Raw genomic sequence first — 26224 nt, forward strand, 5'->3', positions numbered from 1 at the left:
TATTTTTATCATGTCTTTAAAATCAAAATTTTCTCTACCGAAGACTTTGTTGGCATCAACATTGGGGTTCGTATTTGCTTCATCTACTTTTGCAGCAATTCCGACTACACTTAAACTTGATTACGCTTACTACGCACCAACTAGTTTAGTGGTCAAAGATCAAAAACTTCTCGAAAAAGCACTACCCAATACCCAAATTAAATGGGTTTTTAGTCAAGGTAGTAACCGCTCATTAGAATATCTCAACAGTAATAGTATCGATTTTGCTTCTACTGCTGGATTAGCTGCTGTATTAAGTCGAGCAAATGGTAGTCCAATTAAAACGGTTTATGTACAAAGCCAACCGGAATGGACCGCGCTTGTTGTCGCAAAAAATTCACCAATTAAAAGCCTAAAAGATTTAAAAGGTAAGAAAATTGCAGCTACCAAAGGAACAGATCCTTTCTTATTTACACTACAAGCACTAGATACTGTCGGTTTGAGTAAACGCGATGTACAACTGGTCCATTTACAACATCCAGATGGTAAAACCGCATTAGAACGTGGCCAAGTAGATGCTTGGGCGGGGCTTGATCCATTAATGGCTTCAGCTCAAATTCAATCGGGCGCGAAATTACTTTATCGTAATGTAGCATTTAATAGTTATAGCGTGCTTAGCGTGAAAGAAGACTTTGCAAAGCAAAGCCCTGAAGCGGTAGCAGCCGTTATTAAAGCCTACGAACAAGCCCGAAAATGGGCAAAAGCCAATCCAGATAAAGTAGCAGCACTTTTAGCTCAAGAATCAAAACTCCCTCTACCTGTGGCTAAACTACAACTGAGCCGAACCAAATTTGATCAAAGCATCCCATCAGCAACTCAAGCACAAGCACTAAAACGTTCTGGGAAAATTTTGACTGAAGAAGACTTAGTCAGAAAAGGTACGAATGTCAATCAAGTGGTTGATCAGTTGTTAGACCCACGTTTTGCTCAAAAAGTCGTGAAATAGTTTATGAGTGATTCATTTAACAAAGCTGAGCTAAATCATTTCTTAGCTCAGCAGGCTTTAAAATCTCAGAAAAAGCATCTAAACCATAAATTTACACGGTGGTTTAAAGCGCTACTCATTCCACTCATTTTTTTAGTGGGTTGTGAGTTTTTAGTCAGAAATGGCTATATCAATGCTTATCTGCTCCCTGCACCTTCGAGTTTATGGCAATCTTTTTTAGATTTAGCTCATAGCGACCTATTTGCCCATATTTATATTAGTACATGGCGTGTTCTATTCGGCTTTATCATAGGAAGTGGTTTAGGTTTAATTTTTGCGATTTGGGTTGGATTAAGTAAAGAGGCAGAAGCATATTTAGAACCGACCTTTTCAGCAATTAAGTCGATCCCAAGTCTTGCTTGGATTCCACTGTTATTGCTTTGGTTAGGAATTGACGAAGGGTCAAAAATTACGCTTATTGCAATCGGAGCATTTTTTCCAACCTATACCAACACAGTTGCAGCAATTCATAATGTAGATAAAAAGCTCATTGAAGTTGGAAAAGTTTATCGGCTCAATGCTTTTCAACGTGTTTTATCTATTGTTTTACCGGCAGCATCTCCGGGCATTTTAACGGGTTTACGTAACAGCTTAAGCTTATCGTGGATGTTTATGATTGCAGCTGAACTGATTGCAGCCACTCAAGGAATTGGCTATTTACTCAGTGATGGCCGAGAAACATCTCGACCTGATATTGTTATCATTGCAATTATTTTATTAGCCCTACTGGGTAAAGTAACCGATACCTTAATGAAATTTATCGAAAATTGGTTATTACGTTGGCGGGATACACTACAAAAGTAATTTTAAATCCAGCATGCCAAAGTGACTCGATCATTTTGGCCATAGTCTTGAATAGTTTTAATTTGGCTAAAACCATGCTCTGTGAAAATATCTCGAACAGCTTGCCCTTGGTCATAACCATGCTCTAATGCAATCCAGCCTTGTGGTTTTAACCAGTTTTTCCCTTGAGCAATAATAATTTCAATATCAGCTAGTCCCTGATGGTCTGCAACCAATGCACGGCGTGGTTCTGTAGCCAAAGCTCGCATGTGTTCATCTTCAGGGTCGATATACGGCGGATTAGAAACGATTAAATCAAATTTTTGTGGCTCTAGTGCTTCAAACCAAGCACCGCAAGCGAATTTTACACGTTGCAAATTATGAGCTTGTGCATTTTCTTTTGCGACATCTAAAGTAGGCGCATAAATATCGGTTGCTGTTATCTGCCAATCTGGGCGCTCACTCGCTAATGCAAGTGCAATTGCACCTGTCCCCGTTCCCAAATCAACAATGTTTGCATTCTTTGGCAAATTTAGATTTAAAATAGTTTCAACTAAAACCTCAGTATCAGGTCGTGGTACTAAAGTATCTGACGTTACTTTTAAATCAAGCGTCCAAAATGGCTGTGAACCTGTCACATAGGCTAAAGGTTCACCATTTTGAATACGCTCAAGACCAGCCAAGTAGTCTTGCTCTTGCTGAGCCGTTAACTCTTGCTCAAGTCTGAACTTTAATTCGAGTGAATTGATTTTTAGAAAATGCTCAAGCAACCAAGCATTTTCTTGTCGTTCATAACTGTCAGGCTCACCACGAATTGCAAGCGCTTGAGCAATATTCATTAGCCGCCATTTTCCTGTGCAAGCATCGCGAGCTGATCTGCCTGATATTCACGATGTAAGCTATCGAGCAATTCAGTTAAATCACCTTCCATAATGGCATCTAACTTATATAAAGTTAGGTTAATACGGTGATCCGTCATACGCCCTTGTGGGTAGTTATAAGTACGGATACGTTCAGAACGGTCGCCAGAACCGACCAAATCACGGCGCATTTCAGAAGTCGCTGCATCAGCCGCTGCACGTTTAGCATTTTCTAAACGTGATACTAACAATGCCATCGCTTTAGCTTTGTTCTTATGCTGTGAACGTTCTTCTTGGCACTCAACGACTGTACCCGTTGGAATGTGAGTAATACGTACTGCCGAATCGGTTTTGTTAATGTGCTGACCACCCGCACCTGACGCACGGTAAGTATCAATACGTAAATCTGCCGGATTAATTTCAACATTAGTATCAACGTCAATTTCGGGCAGAATTGCCACTGTACAAGCCGATGTATGCACACGACCTTGTGATTCAGTTGCTGGCACACGTTGTACACGATGCGCGCCACTTTCAAACTTTAAGCGGCCATACACGCCATCACCATCTACACGGCAAATGACTTCTTTAAAGCCGCCATGCTCGCCTTCATTTTCAGAAAGGACTTCAATACGCCAACCTTGTGTCTCTGCATACTTGCTGTACATGCGGAACAAATCGCCTGAGAAAATTGCAGCTTCATCACCGCCTGTCCCTGCACGAATTTCTAAATACGCAGCATTAGAGTCATTTGGATCTTTTGGAATCATCAAAATATTGAGCTGGCTTTCTAATTCTTCAAGCAATGCTTTATTTGCTTGAATTTCTTCTTCTGCCATATCTTTAAAGTCGGGGTCCGACTTCATCATTTCAGCAGTTTCAATATCTTCTTCTGCTTGACGGTATTTGCCCCAAACTTCGGTAATTTCAGTTAAATCACTATGTTCACGAGACAGTTTACGGAAACGTTTGTTATCGGAAATCACTTCTGCATCTGCAAGCAATGCGGTAAGTTCTTCATGACGATCACAGAGTTGATCAAGACGTAAACGGAGTGACGCTTTCATAAGAGGAAATATCTCAAAAGTCCAAAAAACTTATCTAGATAAATATAAGAAGATAAGCCAAATCATAAAAATAGCGCATAGTTTACAGTTTATGCCGATTAAATGACATATGTAATCCTTTAAATCGTTAACTTTCCAAAGCCATAAGGATGAATAAATCTAATGATTCCAGAGGAGATTTATTCATCAATCTAAGATTTTCTTTTATTGAAAACAAATAACTCGCTTTTTTAAATCCATATAATAAAAGAGACTTTATTTATAAAGCCTCTTTATCGTTTATAGTTATTTTAATTTTTCTAATAAAGTTTTACCGACAAGAACAGCCGAAGCTGGATTTTGTCCAGTAATAAGCTCACGATCCACCACTACATTTGGCGACCAAGCTTTCGTATTGCTTTGATATTTCGCACCCAGTGACTCTAAAGCAGTTTGCGGATAGAACTTCATTTCACCGCCTTTTAATAAGCCCTTCGCTTGCTCTTCTTCTTGATTGCTAATTACCGTCATCCGGTAGTTTTTATAAATCCATTCTCCAGTTTTGACTGCTCTACCTTGTTCAAGTTGCTTAATAGCTTCCGCAGCATGAGGTAAAGTTGACATCAGAGCTATAGGCCCATGACAAACCAAGGCTGTAGGCTTTCCTGCATTATGAAAAGCGTTAAGAACTTTACCAAGCTGTTTATCTTTTAACAGGTCTTGCATAGGCGCATGCCCACCCGGAATATATATGGCATCAAATTGATCTATACCAATTTGCTCAATACGCGCCAGACTTACAACTGGAGAGTCTTTAGGTGAAGTTAACTTTAGATCATGTAATAAACCAGCATATTGTTTTAATACTTTTTCATCTTGGTTAAAGTACATTGCACTATTTGAAGATTCATCTAACGTTGGAGCTTTCCCTTTTGGGGTGGCAAACGTTACGGTGTGCCCCGCATCTAAAAGCATTTTTGTAGGCTGCATCAATTCATTAAGATAAAATCCCGTTTTAAAAACATGATTATTTTTTAGCTCTAGCTGATCTTCATCTGACAATACAACGAGTACATGAGCTGCATTTACACTTAATGCTGCCGAAGCTGTAATCACTGCAAACATTATTTGATTCAACATCTTCATTATTTAACCTTCATTCCAAGCATTTGCTGGATTTATAACTAGGATGTATATATTCTATTTTTACCCCAAAGGTAGAAAAACAACTAAGTTTGCAAATCTTTTTTGCGTTTGAGGACAAAATGTCTCGTCAATTTGATCATCTTGCCGATGTCGAAATCTTTTTAATTGTGGCTGAGAAGCTTTCAATTAGTGCTGCTGCAATTGATTTATCTACTACACCTTCGGTCGTTAGTAGAACAATTACAAGACTCGAGAAAAAACTCGGTATACAGCTTTTTAGAAGAACCACACGCCATTTAAGCCTGACTGAAGCTGGTCAACTTTACTATGAAAAAATGCAACATGCTTTTCAGTTAATTGACCATGCAGAACGCTTGGTTCAAGGTGAACAACTACAAATTTCTGGAAAAATTAAAATAAGTGTTCCTACCACTTATGGGCATTATCGTTTACCCCCTTTATTAGAAAAATTTCTTCTGCAATATCCTGATATTCAAATTGAAGTCAGTATTTCTAATCGTAACGTTGATTTAATTGCTGAAGGTTTTGACTTAGCTATTCGTCAAGGACAACTACCTAACAGCACCCTTATTGCTAGGCCTTTAGAGCACGCACCTTTAAAACTTGTTGCCTCACCTTCTTATTTGAAACGCATGGGTATTCCCAAAAACTTGGATGAATTAAATCATCATCAATGCATCGCCTTTGAGCTACCGAGTAATGGTAAGGTCACTCCGTGGTTCTTTAAAGATATAGATCAGGAAATTCAGTGGATACCGACAAATCGAATTTTAGTAAAAGAAGATATTCTAGGAGTAGTATCTCTTGCTGAAAATGGTTTAGGAATATGCCAGAGTTACGAATTTATCGTTAATGAAAAAATTCAACAAGGAAAATTAGAACCTCTACTTGAAACATACGCAGGTCATACCCGTCCCTTTTCTTTACTGTATGCGCAACATAAACATATGTCTTCTGCCACAAGAGCTTTTATTGATTTTTTATGTTCAACTCATTGTAAATATACTTAAGAATGTGAAATGAGAATCACTTTTTTCTATATGGATATTAGATATTCTATTTTAATAGAAAACATACAAAGAAGACACTAAACTCTAATAATAGGATGATGGTTCTCCACATTTGAAGAGAAGTGTTTTGTTACATTTGCTGTAACGAAAGATATAAGGTCCTGTAACTTGGGACATGGAGTAAATGATGAAATTAAATGCTTTATTATGTAGTGCTGTTTTGGCTACTTCTATGATGACTGTAGCACATGCAGACAATACAACTCATGTAGCAGCTGCTTCTGCTTTAGGTAGTGTTGCTGGTACTGCTATTGGTAAAAGCATGGGTGGTACATCTGGTGCAACAATTGGTGCTGCTTTAGGTGGTGCTGGTGGTGCAGCAGTTGCAAGTGATCGTCGTCACCGTACAGAATCTGCAATTGGCGGTGGTTTAGGCGGTGGTGCTGGCTATACTGTTGGTAAAAGCATGGGTGGTACAAATGGCGGTTATATCGGTGCTGCGTTAGGTGCTGCAGGTGGTGGTGCTTTAGGTAATAAAATTGCTAAAGACCGTGATTATGATCGATCTTCTAAACACTGGAAGAAAAAACACCGTCATCACCACTAATTTTAGTGATGTAATTAATTTAAAAACACCTTCGGGTGTTTTTTTATGATTACCCTTTTGCCAAACGCATATGCCGTGCTCATGATTTATTCACATCTTAATAGAAACAATACAAAGCAGACACAAAACTATCGTATCAGCATGAGCCTTCTCCATAATTTTCACGAAATTTTTAATTACATTTAGCTCAAGATATAAAGATTGCTCTTTAGCAAAATGAGCATGGAGTTCCAAAATGAAAATGAATATTTGGTTAGCAAGTGCATTAATCGCAACAACCTCTATGGTGTCAGTTGCACATGCAGATAATGGTACCCGTGTAGCGGCAACTTCTGCTCTAGGTAGTGTAGTAGGTACTGCAATTGGTAAAAGTATCGGTGGTACATCGGGCGCAACAATTGGTGCTGCTTTAGGTGGTGCTGGTGGTGCAGCTGCTGCAAGTGACCGTCGTAACCGTACAGAAGCGGCAATTGGTGGTGCTTTAGGTGGCGGCGCTGGTTATACCGTTGGTAAAAACATGGGTGGTACAAATGGTGGATACATCGGTGCAGCAGTGGGTGCAGCTGGTGGTTCTGCTTTAGGTCGTAAAGTTGGCCAAGATCGTAACTATGATGAACGTTATGATCGTCGTTATGATCGTGATGACCGCCGCTATTACAATGATCGCGCTTACTATCGTCATGATAATGGCTTACACCGTGGTTGGTATAAACACCACTAATTGGTACACAGATATTAAAAAGCACCCTGGCGGTGCTTTTTTATTTGGGAGTGAAATTTATATCGAAAAAAACCGATATACATCACCCCATTTATATCGTATTATTTCGATATAACGTTTTTTGAGAATATCGCATGCGATCACTTCAAGACACCAAATTTTCAATTTTGGAACTTGCTCCCATACGTGATGATAAAACAATCGAGTTTTCATTACGTCATGCATTAGAGCTCGCCCAACATGCAGAAAAATTAGGTTATGACCGTTTTTGGCTTGCAGAACATCATAATATGGATGGAATTGCGAGTTCAGCAACAGCTGTTTTACTTGGTTTTATCGCGGCTCATACCCAGCGCATTCGTTTAGGTTCAGGTGGTATCATGCTACCAAACCATGCACCCTTAGTAGTAGCAGAACAATTCGGTACGTTAGCAACCTTATATCCAAATCGTATTGAGTTAGGTTTAGGCCGTGCCCCCGGCACAGATCAGGTCACTATGCGTGCCTTACGTCGCGGGCATCAGGAAACGGAAGATCAGTTTCCTAGAGATGTTGTTGAGATTTTGCAATATTTTAAAGCGCCTCAACCCGGCCAAAGAATTGTTGCAACTCCTGGACAAAATACTCATGTACCAGTCTGGTTATTAGGTTCAAGCTTATTTAGTGCCCAGTTGGCTGCGAGACTAGGATTGCCCTACTCATTTGCATCGCATTTTGCACCACGTATGCTTGGTCAAGCGATTGAGCTTTATCGTGAAAATTTCGAACCTTCTGAATATTTAGACAAGCCTTATGTTTCAATGGGTGTACCTGTTGTGGTTGCAAATACAGATGAAGAAGCTCAGTTCTTGGCAACAAGTGCCTATCAACGTGTATTAGGATTAATCCGTGGTGAAAGTTTAAAACTTAAACCGCCAGTTACATCGATGCAGGGTCTATGGAACACAGCAGAACAGCTTTCTGTTGAAAATTTCTATACGATGGCCCAAATCGGCTCAACTGAAACAGTACGCTCAGGCTTAGAAAAGCTTTTAGCTACTTATGAAGTCGATGAGTTTATTTTTACTTGTGATGTCTATGATACTAATAAACGTTTAGAGAGCTTTACTCGATTAATGCAACTAAAATCAGCCAACTAGAACATACTCTGAATATCTCATGCTTGAGTCTATAGCAGGCATGAGATAGCCACCTATCTGAAAATACTTTACCCAGCCCTCTTGCTTGGTTATTTATATTAAAACGATAAAAAATCATCATAAATGAAAACCAAAAGGACTTTTGGAAAATGAGTATTGAACTTAAAAATAATGTTGCCAAATCAACTACTTTTCAAAATGCAGTTCAGGATTTTGACGCCTTTACTGGTCAAATTCTTTTATCAAATACAATTAAAGAAAATGATTTTTCAAATTTAAATGTAGCGATTATTGGAACAGATCAGGAAACGGTAACGCACTTAGAAAAAATCTGCCAACAAGCAAAATTTGTAACTGTATTTCAAATTACGCCGCATTTTATTTTGCCTCATAGTCAGATCGGCATACACCGTCTCATTACCCACCCGCTTATTGCTAAAAATAGGAGGTTATTTAACAATCGTGTAAAAAGTATCTTAGCTCTACGTTTTCTTGAAACTCAAGTCAATGAAACATGGCTCAAACGTCTTTTGACACCTAATACGGCAAAAGCCAATAAAACATTTTTTAAATCTGATAGCTACTATGCTGCGCTGCAAAGACCAAATTGCAAACTACAAACTTGGCCAATTGTAAAAGTTACCGCTACAGCCATTTATAGTATGGATGGTACTCAACGCCCTGTAGATATCATTATTAGAACTACACCTTAAAAATAAAAAAAAAGCATGGTTGATAGACCATGCTTTTTTTACTCATTTCAAATCATATCGAGTTAAATACCCCTGATCATCATAATGTAAGATGATGCGCTGAGACTTTTGTAACTCTGATAATGACTCGGTACTGACCATAAATTGTGAAGCCAATAACTCAACAGGACTATTCGGAGCTTTGCTGCGGCGATCATCACCATGAAATCTAAGCCAGTTATAACTCGCCCATAAAATCAAGACCAAAGCACTTACGGATATTAAAAGAAGTAAATGGAGGACTGTATTGACCTCAGAAATATGATCTACCCATACATAGTCATAGATGAGATGCCCTTCATAAAACCATAAAAATAATGAAACCAGTGGGAAAAACAGCCACATTAAACAAAACCAACCTACTGTTTGCAAAGTATAGTTTGCGGTTTTATTTTTTACATATTTAGGCTGATCAATATATTCTGGAATATCTAAAATTTCTATGTCATTATTTTCTTTATTTTTCATGAGTTATCTCCTCGAAAGCCTCGGTCAGGACTTACCCAACGAGCACGCTTTTTGGTATTAAATATAGTTTTAGGGACTGCAACTACACTAGTAAATAACGTCAGTAACCAGAAAAATAATGGATACCAAATTACCCAAAAATAATTTCTAAAAAGACGTCCACGGTCATAACGATGATCTATCCATAAACTTACTAAAAATTGGATGAGGCATGTTCCACCCAATATCACGCCATACCATTGGGGCATGAGTGAATTAATCTGCCACTGCTGAGGTAAATCAATAAAAAGTCCGATTAAGAAAAGCAAGAAAATAAATATCATTACATACGACCAGACAATACTGACTAAAGCTTCAAGCATAACTGGCCACATACGGCGTAAACGGATTTTGAACATTTTTGGAATATATTCCAATAAGACTTCTACCCCACCTTGTGCCCAGCGTAAACGCTGCTTCCAAAGGCCTTTAAAAGTTTCAGGCATATAGATATAACAAAGTGCTTGAGGAATATATTGAATATCCCAATGGTCCATCTGAAGCTTCCAAGAGATATCAATATCTTCAGTAATTTTGTCATCAGACCAAAATCCAACACGGACTAAAGCAGTTTTTCTAAATGCAACAATTACACCCGATACTGTAAAAATACGACCATACGTACGCTGCGCCCGCTTAATCAATCCAATAATTGAAGAAAACTCACCAACCTGTAATTTCCCTAATATACTTGAACGGTTGAGAATTCTAGGATTTCCAGTGACGGCTCCAATACGAGGAAATTTTAGAAATGGCTGCATAAGCCAAAGTACAGCATGAGGATGTAGTAAAGCATCTCCATCAATACAAACTAAATATTCGTATTTACTTACTAAAACTCCCGATCTTAAAGCCACTGCCTTACCTTGGTTTTCCGCTAAGTGCACGACCCTTAATCGAGTATCCTTAGCTGCCAACTCATCAAGAATTTCTGCAGTTCTGTCACTACTACCATCATTGACAGCAATCACTTCAAAATTTGGATATTTTGTTTGTAAGGCATAACGAATCGTTTGCCTTACCTGAGCTTCTTCATTAAAACAAGGAATAATAATACTGCACCCTTCATTTGAAGGCTCAGGTAACTGTTGTTCATGGTATTCTCTTTTAAAGAAAAACCAGAGGCCACCTACCATCCATGTCCACGCCATAAGCAAAGGATATAAAAAGGCAAAAGCAAATAGAATATCGAGTAATACTCTCATTACTTTTTCCCCTCAGTTGCTAAACCAGCGAAGGGTTGATACATCACCGAACTCGAATTCAAGCTCATTGGGTTATATAAATACTCATGAACATTTTTTGAATTTTCAAAGGTATAACCTTCAACCCCAAATTTCTGAATACCTGTTCGCTGAATATCGAAAAGACTTTGTTTCACCTCTTGCCAAGCATTTTTCTGATCATTTTCTGGTAATGTTAAAGTCAGCATAATTCGTTGCTTGTATTTCGCATCAAGTGTATTTAAAAGTTCTAAGACATGTTTAAATTGTTTCTGCTTACCCACAACATTAAATTTTAGATTCACTAAATCATGTTGGGTTAACAGTGATTTTAAAAGCGCTGGCAATTGATCGATATGCTCTAAGTCAGGTGTAAGCAGCAGACTAAACTGGGCCTGATTACTCATATTCAAATAAGGCCTTGCAGCTTTTTGAGTCAGTTGACTCAGTTGTGATAATTGCTTTACTTGTTCAACACAGTTACTTTCTTTTATCGTTGCACTTTGCATAGCACAATTTAAAGCAGTTCCGGCATTAAGTTGAATACCACTTAAATTGCTATTAAAACGTGCGATATCTTTAGCTAAATCTGCCACCAAAAACGGTTTATTTTTTTGAGGATATACAGGTAACTCTAAAATGACCGCTTGTCCTGCACGAGTCTGTGCCTGCCATAGACTACGGTTTAAGATATCTTGTTTAACTGGCATTTGAGTTGTTGGGAAATAAGCAATGTCATATTGCCCATCTCCATCTTGATCATCTAAAGGCTTCAATATCAGCGTATTGTTTTTTAAGCTATAAAGTTTGGATAACAATGCCCCTAATTTTTCATCTGACTGAATATTGGTTGAAGCAGCTAATTGTTTTAAATCCATACTCACAAAATGTTTTGGCTGTTTATATAAATCTTTCTCTGCCGAGTTCAAGATATTGAGTAAGGTCTCAGACAACTGTTCAGCTGTAGAGTTATCCACCATAAGACTACGTTTAAAGGTAACGTCATTAATCTGATTTACCCCATCACGTCCTAAACTAAAAGAAAAAGTGAAACCTGCCTGTTGAGCTAGTTTTTCTAACTGCTGATTGACCGCACCATACGGCCATACAATTGCTTTTGGTTCTACACCCAATTCCTTTTTTAAAACATCATGAGATTTTTTTAAATCTTTTAAAATACGTTGCTGATATTCCACATCCGTTTCATAACGCGCTTGTGATTTTAAATACATATAAGAAGTTGCTGCGGGTTGTTCATTCCCTTGAGGGTTAGCAAGCACACCATGATGCAAATCATCACTATGACTCGCAAACTCAGCTAAGCCAGAAGCCTGCATTTCTCGTACTTGCTTCCAATTGACTAAGTTCCCTTGTCCATAGGCTTCATAGCCAGCTTTTGTATTACCGTTAAGCCAACTGGTTGGGAGTGCAAAAACTGCCGGAATCCGATATTGCTTGAGCAATGGAAATATACGACTGTAGCTACTTAAAGCACCATCATCAAAGGTTAACAAAATAGCATTATGAGGTAGTTCTTTACCTTGCTTACGAGCCTCTTCAATATCTTTCAGGCGAATTGGCTTCCAGTCAGATTGACTCAACCAGTCAAAGAATTGCGCTAAATTTTTAGTTTGAATTGCATAAATATCCCGATCGCCCTCTTTTAAAACATCATCTCTGACATCATGAAAAGTTAAAGAAACTGTATGATTTTTTGGTAAATCTTTTTCTATTTGGGCATATGTAAATTGCAGAGGTAACAACGTTGAAGCTAAAGCACAGCTCAACATTTTCGAAAATAAATTATTCATTAAAAACGCCCTTCAAATCCGAAAATACCATAGGTATGCTGTTCATCATGTCCATCGTAAGGATGGTATTGCCAACCAATTCCATAATTGAGTTGCCATGTACGTGATAGCTGCCATTGATGTTGATATTGCAAAGAATAGGTTGGCTTAGTGGAATAATCGGCTTGTTTATAAAGCCCCACTCCAGCCTCGAAATGCTGTTTAAATGAACGCTCATATTCACGCCAAGTCACCCAGTCATGGCTTAAGTTCAACTCCGCGCTGTAATGCGAACTTGGGCTAAAATAAGTAGTTTGATCTTGGCTATTACTGCCATAAAAACCACGAACAGTGCCATAAGTAATGTGATGCGGCGCCGCAAATAGTCTTTCACGCCAAAAAGTTGAAAATTCTTGTTGTTTATTACCATCATTGATATCAGTCAGACCGTAACTTGCGCCAATTTGACGTGATTCATCTTTTTGCCATGTCAAAGCAGCTCGGTAAGACTGGCCATCTTCTCCCGCATCAATTGCCTGTAGAGGGATGTCAGCCTGGCTGTTATATTGCAATTGATACTGCCAGTGATCGTTTAACCACTGAGACCAATCAAGACGAACACCTGCTTGTCCGCCATCTGTACTTTGCGACAAGATCGCAGACAATGCCTTACGATTAGCTTGCCATTCGGCCCCCACACCATAGCGCTGGTTATGCACGTCACCAAAATTGTATTCACCATAACGATCTTGATGCCAAGCAAATAAACGATAATTATCCTTAATCCAAGGGCTATTAAGACGTGTTTCCATTTCACGGTCTTTTAAACCATTCTGCCCACTTACAGTATCACTATTGTCGGCCTTATTTTGGCCCCAAGTAGTTGAGTGTGAAATTGTGGCTCTATTACGATCATCCAACTCTTTGCGGCTTTTTATGACACCACTATCATCAGGATAATATTGCACTAAGTTTTGAGTGGTTTTCCGCCATGTCGGAATATCACCTAAAGCTTGAGCATTCTGCATTTCATTAATGCGAGTGTCTTTAGCAATCGGATCTATACCATTTAACCGGGAAATTGTTTTTTTTGCCTCTAGCGGTTTTTCTCTCCACCGTTCTACACGCGCAAGATTATTAATCAGGCTCTCATTCGCAGGTGCTTGCTCGACTGTTTTTTGAAAGTGCTGTTCAGCTTGATCCAGGTGATTAGCGTAGGCTAAATGCATCCCTTTTAAAGCAATATAATCATCACGATCAGGATGGCTTGTTTTATCTACACCCTTCGCCTGACTATATTTATAAGTCGGAATAAGGTGATCAACTTTTGCCAAAAGCTGTTCAGCTTCCTTATATTTTTCCTGTTCAATATAGGAATAATACAATCCGGTATAGACGATCATATCCGGATAATTTTTTTCGTTTAGAAGAGTCTTATAAGCAAGTTCAGCTTGCTTCGGCTTCTGCTCCGCCAAATAACTATCAGCAATTGCATGACGTACATATGCCGGTAATTTTTCGAGTGGAATATTCAACTGGGTGAAATTCTCTATAACCGCTTTTGAACGCCCTCTAAAATCTAGCGCATACAAATAATCGTAGTGAAACCTTAAATAGTTAGGGTTGTTTGGTGACATTTGCTGTTGTATTTTTTGCCCTTGTTCTAACACAGCATCTAATTCGGCATAGCTTTCTGCATCTGATAAGCCTTGGCGATTTAAGTATTTATAGCGGGCAATTGCATTATTGACATGCTGAGAAAACTCACTGACTTGTAAAGTTTGCTGTAACTGCTGAGTTTGCTGATTTTTTTCGTTAACTTGAAGTAATTGCTGGGCTTTTTTATATACCCCAATAGCAGCCAAGTCATAAACATACTCTTGCAAAACAGCTGAAGACTTAGAATTTTGCTGATAAGCTTGTTCAATTGTAGCTAAGGCCTCTACGGGCAAATTTATTAAACGGTAAGCATATGCAACCTGTACCAACTGATCAGTATTTAAACCTTTAATGTTGATATTTGATAACTGAGTTTTAGCATTCGTTGAGTCCTGAGCTTCAGCATATAAAACCGATAGTAAGATACGCCCATCGACTGATTTTTGAATATTAAGTTTATTTGACCAATCAATTGCTGTTTGAAAATGTTTAAAATCACGAAAATTTCGAATTAAAGGTAACTTTGCATATTCAGGAAAATTCACATAATTAATATTTTCTAAAAAATTGGAAAAATTCGTCAGATCCTTTTTTTCACTTGACATAACAATTAAATAATCAGCAAGCAATTTTTGATCATACGGATAATGTTTTAACAATTGATCGAGTTGAGAAACAGCCTGTTGAGTTTGGCCTGCTCTATAATTTTGAACAGCTTGCTCACGCAGTACATCAACTTGAGCTGCGTATAAATGAATTGGTAAGAGATATACCAATGAAAAAACACATTTTTTTAGCATTTTGATAATCGGATAGTCCCATATCGAGATGGGAAATTATAGTTAAAAATGTGAAATGCATCACAATAATAAAATAACAAGCGATAGAGTTAATAAATGGAAAATGTGTAGAAAAAAGTATTTGTTTATTTAAAAAATAATTAAAAACAACTATTTATTAAAATATAGATTATTATTTTATATACATTTCTTTTCAAAAAGCTTATTTTATCTCACAAACTCCCCATAAAAAATTTACACGTTGATAACTAATCAGAAACTATTTATTAACTTAGCGTTTTATATTTAAAACTTTTATTTTTAATATGTATTGAAAATAAAAAACCATTCAATTCCAATATATTAATATTATTCAAATTGAATGGTTTAAATAAATATTTGATTTAATTAACCGATACGTCGTTTTAAACCAGTCATTTGTAAAATACGAGTAGAGATTTCTTCAATCGACATTTCAGTTACATTTAAATATTTAATACCTTCTGAAATATAAATACCTTCAATCGCTCTTAATTCCATTTGGCACTGGCTAAAACTTGCGTATCGACTATTCGCTTTACGCTCACTTCGAATCGCCACTAAACGTTCTGCGTCAATCATTAAACCAAAGAGCTTACTACGGTGTTCTCTTAATACTGCTGGTAAACGGTTATCATCTAAATCTTCTTCGGTTAAAGGATAGTTAGCAACACGAATACCAAACTGTAAAGATAGATAAATAGAAGTCGGAGTTTTTCCGGAACGAGACACACCAATTAAAATTAAATCAGCTTTGTCATAGTGTCGGGTGCGTGCCCCATCATCGTTATCAAGTGCAAAGTGAACAGCATCAATACGGGCTTTATAATATTCAGAGTCGGTTACCGCATGTGTTTGCCCAACCAGTGTGGTTGGTGGTGTACCGAGCTCCTGCTCTAGTTTACTAATTAATCCTTCAAACACATCTAGATTAACTGCTTTAGCCGTATTAATAATTTCTCGTACATGCGGATCAACTAAAGTATCAAATACTAATGGTAAGCATCCATCTCTGGTTTGACATTTATTAATCTCAACCACAACTGCCATTGCTGCCTCTTCAGTTGTAATATAAGGCATGATGTGAATATCAAAATCTACATTGGGAAATTGGGCTAATAACGAATGTCCAAGGGTCTCGGCAGTAATCGCAGTTCCATCAGAAATAAAAAAAACACTCCGCTTAAATTGTTTACTTTCTGACATTAAAATTCTCCTTAAACATTTGTCTTAGTGCTATATAATCTTTATAGTAAACTGATCTTACATGACTGTCGCTTAGTAAAATTCTCAACTAAGCACTTTATTTTTTTAATTTCATGCCAAGATAGACATTAATACTGCAAAAGTGGAGTGAAAACTTTGGAAGCGCGCGTAATCGGTCTAGAAAAATTAGGGAAACACGATGTCGAACTCGTAGGTGGGAAAAACTCATCTTTGGGTGAAATGATCAGCCATTTATCAAATGCTGGTGTATCGGTACCTGGTGGTTTTGCAACAACTGCACAGGCCTATCGTGAGTTCTTAGACCAAAGCGGTCTTAACGCTCGAATTCAAGCAGAACTTGCACAGCTTAACGTTGATGACGTAAATGCACTTGCAGAAACAGGCGCTAAAATTCGTCAATGGATTGTAGAGACTCCACTCACTGCAACCTTAGAACAAGAAATTCGCGCCGCTTTTACAGAACTTTCTAACGGCAACCCTGATATCGCGGTTGCCGTTCGTTCATCTGCAACTGCTGAAGATTTACCAGATGCATCTTTCGCGGGTCAACAAGAAACTTTCTTGAATATTCGCGGTATTGATAACGTACTTATCGCCATCAAAGAAGTATTTGCTTCTTTATATAATGACCGTGCTATTTCTTATCGTGTACACCAAGGCTTCGATCATGATGTTGTCGCATTATCTGCGGGTGTTCAGCGCATGGTGCGCTCTGAAACTGGCGCTGCGGGTGTAATGTTTACCCTAGATACCGAGTCTGGTTTCCGTGATGTCGTATTCATTACTGCATCTTACGGTTTAGGTGAAATGGTTGTGCAAGGTGCGGTTAACCCTGATGAATTCTACCTTTCTAAACCATTATTAAATGCTGGAAAACATGCGGTATTACGCCGTAATCTTGGCTCTAAGCACCAGAAAATGATTTATGGTGAAGAAGGCTCAGCAGGTAAGTCTGTGGTTGTTGTCGACGTTGAAAAACAAGAACGTCAACAGTTCGCATTAAATGATCATGAATTACAAGAGTTAGCTAAACAAGCGCTTATTATTGAGCAACATTATGGCGCTCCGATGGATATTGAATGGGCAAAAGATGGTGACGATGGTCAAATCTATATTGTTCAAGCTCGTCCTGAAACCGTAAAAAGCCGCCAAAATGTTGGCACAATGGAACGTTACCTACTCAAGCAAAAAGGTACTGTACTTTGTGAAGGCCGTTCAATTGGGCAGCGTATCGGTTCTGGTAAAGTCCGTATTGTTAACTCAATTAAAGAAATGGACAAAGTACAAGACGGTGACGTACTTGTATCAGACATGACTGACCCAGATTGGGAACCAGTAATGAAACGTGCTGCGGCTATCATCACTAACCGTGGTGGTCGTACGTGTCATGCTGCAATTATTGCTCGTGAACTTGGTGTACCAGCAATTGTAGGTTGTGGTAACGCAACTGAAGTATTAACTGATGGTCAAGAAGTTACTGTTTCTTGTGCTGAGGGTGACACTGGTTTCATCTATGAAGGTGCATTAGATTTTGAAGTTCAACGTAACTCTATTGAATCTATGCCTAAACTTTCATTCAAAATCATGATGAACGTAGGCAACCCTGACCGTGCCTTTGACTTTGCTCAAATTCCAAACGAAGGAATTGGGCTTGCTCGTTTAGAGTTCATTATTAACCGAATGATTGGGGTCCATCCTAAAGCCCTTCTTAACATTGAAAGCTTACCTCGTGAAACTCGTGCTGCTGTAATGACACGTACAGCTGGCTATGCATCACCTGTAGAATTCTATGTTGAAAAACTAGTGGAAGGCATTGCAACACTTGCAGCTGCTTTTGCTGATAAACCAGTCATTGTTCGTATGTCTGACTTTAAGTCAAACGAATATGCAAACCTTATTGGCGGTAAGTTATACGAGCCGGAAGAAGAAAACCCAATGCTTGGTTTCCGTGGTGCAAGCCGTTATGTTTCGGACAACTTCCGTGATTGTTTCGAACTTGAATGCCGCGCGCTTAAAAAAGTTCGTGATGAAATGGGTTTAACCAATATCCAAATCATGATTCCATTTGTGCGTACAGTATCTGAAGCAAAACGCGTGATTGAGTTGCTGGCTCAAAATGGCTTGAAGCGCGGCGAGAATGGCTTAAAAGTCATCATGATGTGTGAATTACCAACTAACGCATTATTAGCTGAACAATTCCTTGAACACTTCGATGGTTTCTCTATCGGCTCTAACGATTTAACTCAATTAACACTTGGTCTTGATCGTGACTCTGGTATTGTTTCTCACTTATTCGATGAGCGCGATGCTGCTGTAAAAGCTCTTCTTTCTATGGCAATTCATGCTTGTCGTAAAGCCGGTAAATATGTCGGTATTTGCGGTCAAGGACCATCTGACCACCCTGACCTTGCAAAATGGCTAATGGAACAAGGTATTGAATCAGTATCTTTAAACCCTGACTCAGTTTTAGATACATGGTTCTTCCTTGCTGAAGAAAAAATCAAGCAAATCTAATTTGTTATAGAAAAAGACCCATCCGTGGGTCTTTTTTCATCTTTAGAATAGAGAATTTTTACTTATGCAAATTTACTTGGCACGTAATAATCAACAAGCTGGGCCTTATACCTTAGAGCAACTAAATCAGATGTTGGCAAGCCAACAAGTTTTACTTACTGATTTAGCTTGGCATGAAGGCATGACAGAATGGAAAGCTTTAGGAGAATTAACCCAAGGTAAACTTGTATATCAACCTACGGGTTATTCTGCTTTTTCAGCAAATACAAATACGCCTTATAACGAGACTATCCAGCAAATTCGAGTCGAGACTAAGACACATGAACTTGCTTCAATTTCATCTCGTGCGCTTGCAAAAATTATTGACTTATTACTTTGGCTACCTATTGCAGCCATTCCATCTTTTTTCTTTAACGAAACTCAATATAAACAACTTTTTGAGTTACAAAAACAGATGCAGTCTGCTGAAGTTGCATCAACCAAAGCAGCTGAACTTCAGCAGCAGCTTTTTACACTAATTCCAGTGGAAGCGTGGCATACAATGTTACTTTATGTAGTAATAATGCTCGCTATTCAAGCATTTTTGTTGACCAAGTTTGGGCAAAGTATTGGTAAAAAAATTGTCGGAATTAAAATTGTCGATGCTGAAACTAATGGTAAAGTTAATCTAACACGTATCTTCTTACTCAGAAGTATCGTTTTCATTATATTAAACTTACTATTTATGCCAATTAGTACAATTATTGACTATGCTTTTGCATTAGGACAAAAGCGACAGGCTTTACATGACAAAATTGCAAGAACAAAAGTGATCAAATGACAGTGAATGACTGATTCATTTAATGTCTAAAAAAAAGGAGGCGCCCCGCCTCCTTTTTTCTATAGAGAGTTGATATTTAAATAAAAGCTCCATCATAATTCGATACCCTACAAAAAAAATCGGGTTTTAAAACAATTATTTCAAGCTGCTTTACATGTAGCTTAGTTTGTCGATATGAGGCATAATGCCCTACAACGTAGCGGTGTCGCATCATTGAGAAGTCTAAATTTTAAGACTAGCGTTCTCAATCATGCGACACTTTAATCGCTATCCCATATTTAATTAGGGAATGGGACTCTTCACCGAGGTTGTAAAATGAGACAAACGATTTTAGCTGTATTGTCTTTATCAACGCTTGCCGCACTTTTGACTGGGTGTGGTGGTGATATGGTACTTCTAAACTCTAAAGGTCCAGTTGGTCAAGGTCAAAGTGACCTTATGATGACTGCGATCTATTTAATGTTACTCGTGGTGATTCCTTCAATCATCATGGCATTATGGTTTGGTTGGAAATATCGTGCGTCAAATAAAGATGCAGACTATAAACCTACATGGGCACACTCAACTGCAATTGAAGTTGTAGTATGGGGTATCCCTGTCATTATTATTGGTATTTTAGCTTGGTTAACTTGGTGGGGTTCCCACAAGTATGACCCATACCGTCCTTTAGAATCAGATAAAGCACCTTTAACTATTCAGGTTATTGCTGAACAGTTCAAGTGGATTTTTATTTATCCTGAACAAAACATTGCGACTGTTAACGAAGTACGTTTCCCAGAAAAAACTCCGTTAAGTTTCAAAATCACGTCTAACTTCACAATGAACTCATTCTTCATTCCGCAGTTAGGTGGCCAGATTTACGCAATGGCAGGTATGCAAACTCACCTTCATTTGTTAGCAAATGAAACTGGTGTATATCGTGGTTTCTCTTCTAACTACTCAGGCTATGGTTTCTCTCAAATGCGTTTCAAAGCGCATAGCGTTACAGAGCAACAATTCAACGAATGGGTAGCAGCAGTTAAAGCTGGTAATGGTTCAACTATTAATCCAGAAGCAGTGCAAAAAGCTACGCTTGACCAAGCTGAATTGGCAACCTTACGTGATGGCGATCGTTCTAAGCACCAAATCGAGCATTTAGTCAATCGTGCTAAAGCTGCTGGTGATCAAGAAGCGCTTGCTAAAGCAGAAGCGATGAAACCGTTCCCGACTAAGCCACACCCTGTGACTTATTACTCTTCAGTTGAACCAAAACTGTTTGAAACAGTTATCAACCATTATATGAGTAACTATCATGGTGCTGACCACTCTGCTGGGCATGCAACAGCAGAAACTCATGCTGCAGCTGAACACGCTGCTCAAGGGGAATAAGACATGGATATGATTTTTGGTAAATTGGGTTGGGACTCTATCCCGACAGAGCCAATCGTACTTGTCACCATGGTCTTTATGGCACTTGGTGCAATTGCTGTGCTTGGCGGTATCACCTATTTCAAAAAATGGGGATATTTGTGGAAAGAATGGTTTACAACTGTAGACCATAAAAAAATTGGTATCATGTATATCATCGTATCTGTCGTCATGCTTTTGCGTGGTTTCGCCGATGCGATCATGATGCGTTTACAACTTTTCCTCGCTAAAGGCGGTGGTGAAGGTTATTTACATCCTGACCATTACGACCAGATCTTCACCGCACACGGTGTAATCATGATCTTCTTCGTAGCAATGGGTCTCGTTGTAGGTATGATGAACATCTCTGTTCCTTTACAGATTGGTGCTCGTGACGTTGCTTTCCCATTATTGAACTCTTTAAGCTTCTGGTTATTCGCTGGTGCTGCTGGTTTAATGATGCTTTCACTTGTATTAGGTGAATTTGCTGCGACTGGTTGGATGGCTTACCCTCCTCTGTCTGGTATTCAATATTCTCCTGGTGTAGGTGTTGACTACTATATCTGGGCACTTCAGGTTTCTGGTCTAGGTACGCTTTTATCCGGTGTTAACTTCTTCGTTACCATCATCAAGATGCGTGCACCTGGCATGAAATTAATGGACATGCCTATTTTCACGTGGACTTCACTTTGTACGGCAGTATTAATCATTGCATCATTCCCTGTATTAACAGGTACGCTTGCAATGCTTACATTAGACCGTTACTTTGGCTTCCATTTCTTCACAAATGAGCTTGGCGGTAGCCCAATGCTTTATGTGAACTTGATCTGGACATGGGGTCACCCTGAAGTATATATCTTGGTATTACCAGCATTTGGTCTATACTCAGAAATCGTTGCAACCTTCTCTCGTAAAGCGTTGTTCGGTTACAAGTCTATGGTGTATGCAACTATCGCGATTACTGTTCTTGCGTTTGTTGTATGGCTTCACCACTTCTTTACCATGGGTGCTGGTGCGAACGTTAACGCGTTCTTCGGTATCATGACCATGGTTATTGCGATTCCTACTGGTGTGAAAATCTTCTCTTGGTTATTCACCATGTACAAAGGTCGCATCACCTTTACTACTCCAATGTTATGGACGCTCGGCTTCCTTGTAACATTCGGTATCGGTGGTTTAACTGGTGTACTTATGGCTGTTCCGCCTGCGGACTTCTTGGTACACAACTCATTATTCTTGATCGCTCACTTCCATAACGTAATTATTGGTGGTGTGGTGTTTGGTATGTTTGCCGGCATCATTTACTACTGGCCAAAAATGTTTGGTTGGAAGCTCAATGAAGCATGGGGTAAAGCTGCATTCTGGTTCTGGTTCTTTGGTTTCTATTTTGCATTCATGCCACTTTATATCCTTGGTTTCATGGGTATGACTCGTCGTTTGAATACATATGACAACCCTGAATGGGATCCATACCTTGCGATTGCATTATTTGGTGCTGTTCTTGTTGCGATTGGTATTGCATGTTTCTTAATGCAAATCATCGTTGGTTTCTTACAACGTCACCAAAACATGGACCACACAGGCGATCCATGGGATGCTCGTACACTTGAATGGGCTACTTCTTCCCCTGCTCCATTCTATAACTTTGCGCATGAACCAGATGGTAGCGGTATTGACCGTTTCTGGACTGACAAAGAAAACGGTGTAGCATACGCACGTAATACTAAATATGAAGACATCCACATGCCGACTGATCGTGCTGCTGGTTTTGTCATTGCAATGTTCATTACACTTCTTGGCTTTGCACTTATCTGGCATATTTGGTGGCTCGTTGTTGTTTCATTCGTTTCAGCTGTTATTAGCTTGATCGTAAGCTCATTCACTAAGAATGTTGATTACTATGTTCCAGCTGCTGAAGTTGAGCGTATTGAAAACGAACGCTATGCTTTACTTGAAAAACACTTGAAGAAGGACTAAGGAAATGGCTGAAGTACTTCATCACGACAACCATGGCCACGATGGTCATCATGAACATGATGATACAGATTTAACGGTCTTTGGTTTCTGGACATACTTGATGAGTGACTTGATTCTTTTCGGATCACTCTTCATTGCGTTCGCTGTATTAAGCAGTCATGTTCCAGCAGGGACTCCAAGTGCATATGACCTGTTCCATAATTCATTAGGCTACGTGTTAACTGAAACATTTGCCTTATTGATTTCATCGGTAACTTTCGGTTTTGCTGTACTTGCCTCTTATAAAAAGAATGTAAATCAAGTTATTACTTGGTTATTTATTACATTCCTTTTTGGTGCAACCTTCATCGGTATGGAGCTCTATGAATTCCATCACCTTGTAGAGGAAGGTCATGGTCCAACTCATAGTGCATTCTTGTCATCGTTCTTTACTTTGGTTGGTACGCACGGTATCCACGTAACTTCTGGTTTAGTGTGGATGTTGGTATTGATGTATCAAATCAAAACTAAAGGTTTGACTTTACCGAATACACGTCGTCTTGCTTGCTTAAGCTTGTTCTGGCACTTCCTTGACATCGTTTGGATCTGTGTATTCAGCGTCGTTTACTTACTGGGAGTTCTCTAATGAGTAGTCATGAGCATAATGCTGCTGGTGCGTCACACGGTAACTTTAAGCAATACACTGTAGGTTTTATTCTATCTGTTATCCTTACTATCATCCCATTCGGGATGGTGATGGCAGGTGGTTTCAGCCGCGGTCTTTTAGTTACAGTGATTGCAATTACTGCCGTTGCTCAGGTTCTTGTACAACTTGTGTACTTCTTACACATGAATACATCATCTGAACAACGCTGGAATATGATTGCATTTATCTACACGATCCTATGTATCGCTGTACTGTTAATCGGTTCTGTGTGGATTATGAATTATCTTCACTACAATATGATGATCTAAACTGATTGTCATGTTGAAAAAGTATTTATTCCTGACTAAACCAGGAATTCTCTTCGGTAATTTCGTTACCACCTTGGGCGGCTTCTTCTTAGCCGCCCAAGGCTCTATAGACATCTTATTATTATTATTGCTCACTCTCATTGGAACAACGTTAGTCGTTGCCTCAGGTTGTGTTGTCAATAATGTTATTGATCAAGATATTGATACAAAGATGCAGCGCACTCAAAACCGCGCACTTGTTAAAAAAACCATCTCTCCTACTGTTGCGCTTATATATGCGTTTCTACTTGGGATAATTGGTTTTAGCATTTTGTGGTTTGGTGTAAATGGTTACGCATTTTTGTTTGCAGTAATTGGTTTTGTTGTCTATGTCGGTTTTTATAGCTTGTGGACCAAACGTACCTCAATCCATCAAACCGTTATTGGTAGTATCTCCGGAGCGAGTCCTCCTGTTATTGGTTATACAGCGGTAACTCATCAATTTGATGTGGCAGCCTTGCTTTTGTTTTTAGCATACGGTTTATGGCAAATGCCTCACTCTTGGGCAATTGCAATTTATCGTTTTGATGATTACAAAAATGCAGGAATTCCAATTTTGCCTGTAGCACGTTCTATTTATCGTACGAAAATTGAATGTGTAATATATATCCTGTTATTTGCAGCTGTTTTGAACGGGTTATATTGTTTTGGTTATACCAATGTATTCTTTTTAATTACCTTTAATGCTTTAACCGCATACTGGTTCTATTTATCGATTATTGGATTCAAAGCCGAAAACGATCAACTTTGGGCTAAACGTTTTTTCCTCTACTCGGTCATATTAATTACCCTGTTAAGTTTGAGCTTTAGCTTTACCTATCAATCCCCTGCTCCAAATCTTCCTCTCTTTTAATTAAGGGAGGATTTCCTCCTCAAAAACAACTTTTCATATTTCTTATCAAAAGATTTGTTTTTAGTCTAATTTTTACCTATAATTCAGCCTTCGCATTTTTTGCGACGTAGCTATTTATATTTTAGCTATGACTCCTTGCTTCTAATTTTTTAGGGGCTGTTTAAACCGTAAGGAGCTGACAATGCGTCATTACGAAATCGTACTTTTGGTACATCCAGACCAAAGCGATCAAGTTGTAGGTATGGTTGAACGCTATATCTCTCAGATCAAAGAAGCTGATGGTCAAATTCACCGTTTAGAAGATTGGGGCCGTCGTCAATTGGCTTACCCAATTAACAAAATTCACAAAGCGCACTACATTCTTATGAATGTTGAATGTGGTCAAACTACGCTTGATGAGTTAGAAGAATTATTCCGTTATAACGACGCGATCATTCGTAACCTTATCATCCGTCGTGAACACGCAATCACTGAAGAGTCATTGCTTGCTAAGAGTGCTGAAGAAAAGCGTGCGCGTAAAGCTCAACGCGAAGAAGCACAGCAAGTTGCTCAAGAAGCTGAATAAGGAGAACATCAATGGCACGTTTTTACCGTCGTCGCAAGTTCTGCCGCTTTACAGCTGAGAATGTTGCGTACATCGACTACAAAGATATCGACACTTTAAAACAGTACATCACTGAAAACGGCAAGATTGTTCCTAGCCGTATCACTGGTACTAAAGCTCGTTATCAACGTCAATTAGCACTTGCTATCAAACAAGCTCGCTATTTGTCTTTGATTCCGTACACTGACAACCATAAGTGAGGTGATCTGTGGACGTTATCTTATTACAACGCATTAAGAACCTTGGTAAATTAGGCGATAAAGTATCAGTTAAAGCTGGTTATGGCCGTAACTTCCTTATCCCTCAAGGTAAAGCAGTTGCAGCTACTGAAGCTAACACTGCTGCTTTTGAAGCTCGTCGTGCTGAACTTGAGAAGCAAGAAGCTGAAGTATTAGCTGCTGCTCAAGCACGTGCTGAACAATTGAATGAAGTTAACATCGTTATCACTGCTAAAGCTGGTGACGAAGGTAAACTCTTCGGTTCTATCGGTACTCGTGACATCGCTGACGCGTTAACGAATGCTGGTCTTACAGTTGACCGTGCAGAAGTTCGTTTACCAAACGGTGCGCTTCGTCACACTGGTGAATTCAACATCGCAATCCAATTGCATCATGATGTTGTTGCAGAAGTTCTCGTTACTATCGTATCTGAGTAATTTCTCATCAAAAAAAGAGCATGCTCACGCATGCTCTTTTTTTATCTCTTAAATTTATGAAATAAAATTAGATATATTAATTCCTGATC

The 26224-nt window shown here is 38.8% G+C and carries 25 protein-coding genes; 17 read left to right on the top strand and 8 right to left on the bottom strand.

Translation table 11 applies throughout. The annotated features are described in order from the left end of the window. Positions 1-10 precede the first annotated feature (10 nt). Complete coding sequence (locus J582_RS09520) at positions 11-985, top strand: aliphatic sulfonate ABC transporter substrate-binding protein (protein WP_031983422.1); 975 nt, start codon at positions 11-13, stop codon at positions 983-985. Positions 986-988: 3 nt separating this feature from the next. Next, a complete protein-coding gene (locus tag J582_RS09525; RefSeq protein WP_031983421.1) occupies positions 989-1828 on the top strand; it encodes an ABC transporter permease in 840 nt (279 codons plus the stop codon). Positions 1829-1830: 2 nt separating this feature from the next. Here J582_RS09525 and prmC read toward each other — a convergent pair whose 3' ends face one another. From prmC to J582_RS09540, 3 genes are all read right to left on the bottom strand, one after another. Beyond that, positions 1831-2646 (bottom strand): peptide chain release factor N(5)-glutamine methyltransferase, encoded by an 816-nt coding sequence (gene prmC / locus J582_RS09530; protein ID WP_031983418.1) that lies wholly within the window; start codon positions 2644-2646, stop codon positions 1831-1833. Next, positions 2646-3734: a peptide chain release factor 1 gene (gene prfA, locus J582_RS09535; RefSeq protein WP_002049300.1), complete on the bottom strand. Its 1089-nt coding sequence runs from the start codon at positions 3732-3734 to the stop codon at positions 2646-2648. The genes prmC and prfA overlap by 1 nt, the downstream gene beginning before the upstream one ends. Positions 3735-4019: 285 nt before the next feature. Then, on the bottom strand, positions 4020-4859 hold the full coding sequence (locus J582_RS09540) for a type 1 glutamine amidotransferase domain-containing protein (RefSeq protein WP_031983412.1): 840 nt from the start codon (positions 4857-4859) through the stop codon (positions 4020-4022). Positions 4860-4978: 119 nt separating this feature from the next. On the opposite strand from J582_RS09540, the gene J582_RS09545 reads away from it, so the two are divergent. From J582_RS09545 to J582_RS09565, 5 genes are all read left to right on the top strand, one after another. After that, entirely contained in the window at positions 4979-5890 is a 912-nt protein-coding gene (locus J582_RS09545) for a LysR family transcriptional regulator (RefSeq protein WP_031983411.1), read from the top strand. A 187-nt stretch (positions 5891-6077) separates the two neighbouring features. Then, positions 6078-6497, top strand: a complete 420-nt coding sequence (locus J582_RS09550; protein WP_004708063.1) for a hypothetical protein — start codon at positions 6078-6080, stop codon at positions 6495-6497. 235 nt (positions 6498-6732) lie between these two features. Beyond that, positions 6733-7218, top strand: a complete 486-nt coding sequence (locus J582_RS09555) for a hypothetical protein (RefSeq protein WP_031983410.1) — start codon at positions 6733-6735, stop codon at positions 7216-7218. A 134-nt stretch (positions 7219-7352) separates the two neighbouring features. Continuing rightward, entirely contained in the window at positions 7353-8357 is a 1005-nt protein-coding gene (locus J582_RS09560; RefSeq protein ID WP_031983409.1) for an LLM class flavin-dependent oxidoreductase, read from the top strand. Positions 8358-8506: 149 nt separating this feature from the next. After that, positions 8507-9070, top strand: a complete 564-nt coding sequence (locus J582_RS09565; RefSeq protein WP_004886460.1) for a hypothetical protein — start codon at positions 8507-8509, stop codon at positions 9068-9070. A 42-nt stretch (positions 9071-9112) separates the two neighbouring features. Here J582_RS09565 and pgaD read toward each other — a convergent pair whose 3' ends face one another. From pgaD to J582_RS09590, 5 genes are all read right to left on the bottom strand, one after another. Beyond that, the gene (gene pgaD, locus J582_RS09570; protein ID WP_031983407.1) at positions 9113-9577 is read right to left on the bottom strand and encodes a poly-beta-1,6-N-acetyl-D-glucosamine biosynthesis protein PgaD; all 465 of its coding nucleotides are present in this window, start codon (positions 9575-9577) and stop codon (positions 9113-9115) included. Next, complete coding sequence (pgaC, locus tag J582_RS09575; RefSeq protein WP_022575485.1) at positions 9574-10821, bottom strand: poly-beta-1,6-N-acetyl-D-glucosamine synthase; 1248 nt, start codon at positions 10819-10821, stop codon at positions 9574-9576. The genes pgaD and pgaC overlap by 4 nt, the downstream gene beginning before the upstream one ends. After that, a complete protein-coding gene (pgaB, locus tag J582_RS09580) occupies positions 10821-12650 on the bottom strand; it encodes a poly-beta-1,6-N-acetyl-D-glucosamine N-deacetylase PgaB (RefSeq protein ID WP_032047806.1) in 1830 nt (609 codons plus the stop codon). Before pgaB ends, pgaC begins: the two co-directional genes overlap by 1 nt. Beyond that, on the bottom strand, positions 12650-15088 hold the full coding sequence (pgaA, locus tag J582_RS09585) for a poly-beta-1,6 N-acetyl-D-glucosamine export porin PgaA (RefSeq protein WP_032047807.1): 2439 nt from the start codon (positions 15086-15088) through the stop codon (positions 12650-12652). Before pgaA ends, pgaB begins: the two co-directional genes overlap by 1 nt. Before the next feature lie 387 nt (positions 15089-15475). After that, positions 15476-16312 (bottom strand): pyruvate, water dikinase regulatory protein, encoded by an 837-nt coding sequence (locus J582_RS09590; protein ID WP_000004354.1) that lies wholly within the window; start codon positions 16310-16312, stop codon positions 15476-15478. Positions 16313-16459: 147 nt separating this feature from the next. On the opposite strand from J582_RS09590, the gene ppsA reads away from it, so the two are divergent. From ppsA to rplI, 10 genes are all read left to right on the top strand, one after another. Then, the gene (gene ppsA / locus J582_RS09595; protein ID WP_170318176.1) at positions 16460-18847 is read left to right on the top strand and encodes a phosphoenolpyruvate synthase; all 2388 of its coding nucleotides are present in this window, start codon (positions 16460-16462) and stop codon (positions 18845-18847) included. Positions 18848-18911: 64 nt separating this feature from the next. Beyond that, positions 18912-19667, top strand: a complete 756-nt coding sequence (locus J582_RS09600) for an RDD family protein (protein WP_031983327.1) — start codon at positions 18912-18914, stop codon at positions 19665-19667. A 315-nt stretch (positions 19668-19982) separates the two neighbouring features. Next, positions 19983-21035 (top strand): ubiquinol oxidase subunit II, encoded by a 1053-nt coding sequence (gene cyoA, locus J582_RS09605; protein ID WP_002049341.1) that lies wholly within the window; start codon positions 19983-19985, stop codon positions 21033-21035. A 3-nt stretch (positions 21036-21038) separates the two neighbouring features. Continuing rightward, positions 21039-23030: a cytochrome o ubiquinol oxidase subunit I gene (gene cyoB, locus J582_RS09610; protein ID WP_002049358.1), complete on the top strand. Its 1992-nt coding sequence runs from the start codon at positions 21039-21041 to the stop codon at positions 23028-23030. A 4-nt stretch (positions 23031-23034) separates the two neighbouring features. Then, on the top strand, positions 23035-23655 hold the full coding sequence (gene cyoC, locus J582_RS09615) for a cytochrome o ubiquinol oxidase subunit III (RefSeq protein ID WP_002049203.1): 621 nt from the start codon (positions 23035-23037) through the stop codon (positions 23653-23655). After that, complete coding sequence (locus tag J582_RS09620) at positions 23655-23984, top strand: cytochrome o ubiquinol oxidase subunit IV (RefSeq protein WP_000094534.1); 330 nt, start codon at positions 23655-23657, stop codon at positions 23982-23984. The genes cyoC and J582_RS09620 overlap by 1 nt, the downstream gene beginning before the upstream one ends. A gap of 10 nt (positions 23985-23994) precedes the next feature. Next, positions 23995-24876, top strand: a complete 882-nt coding sequence (cyoE, locus tag J582_RS09625; RefSeq protein WP_032047808.1) for a heme o synthase — start codon at positions 23995-23997, stop codon at positions 24874-24876. Between the two features lie 181 nt (positions 24877-25057). Further along, positions 25058-25441, top strand: a complete 384-nt coding sequence (gene rpsF / locus J582_RS09630) for a 30S ribosomal protein S6 (RefSeq protein WP_002049107.1) — start codon at positions 25058-25060, stop codon at positions 25439-25441. An 11-nt stretch (positions 25442-25452) separates the two neighbouring features. Continuing rightward, the gene (gene rpsR / locus J582_RS09635; RefSeq protein ID WP_000090661.1) at positions 25453-25680 is read left to right on the top strand and encodes a 30S ribosomal protein S18; all 228 of its coding nucleotides are present in this window, start codon (positions 25453-25455) and stop codon (positions 25678-25680) included. 8 nt (positions 25681-25688) lie between these two features. Continuing rightward, positions 25689-26135 carry a 50S ribosomal protein L9 gene (gene rplI, locus J582_RS09640; RefSeq protein ID WP_000382591.1) on the top strand — a complete coding sequence of 149 codons (447 nt, stop codon included), beginning with the start codon at positions 25689-25691 and terminating at the stop codon, positions 26133-26135. The last annotated feature ends 89 nt before the right edge of the window (positions 26136-26224 follow it).

It is taken from the genome of Acinetobacter sp. 1566109 (genome assembly GCF_000582255.1).
In the GTDB taxonomy this organism is placed as follows: domain Bacteria; phylum Pseudomonadota; class Gammaproteobacteria; order Pseudomonadales; family Moraxellaceae; genus Acinetobacter; species Acinetobacter nosocomialis.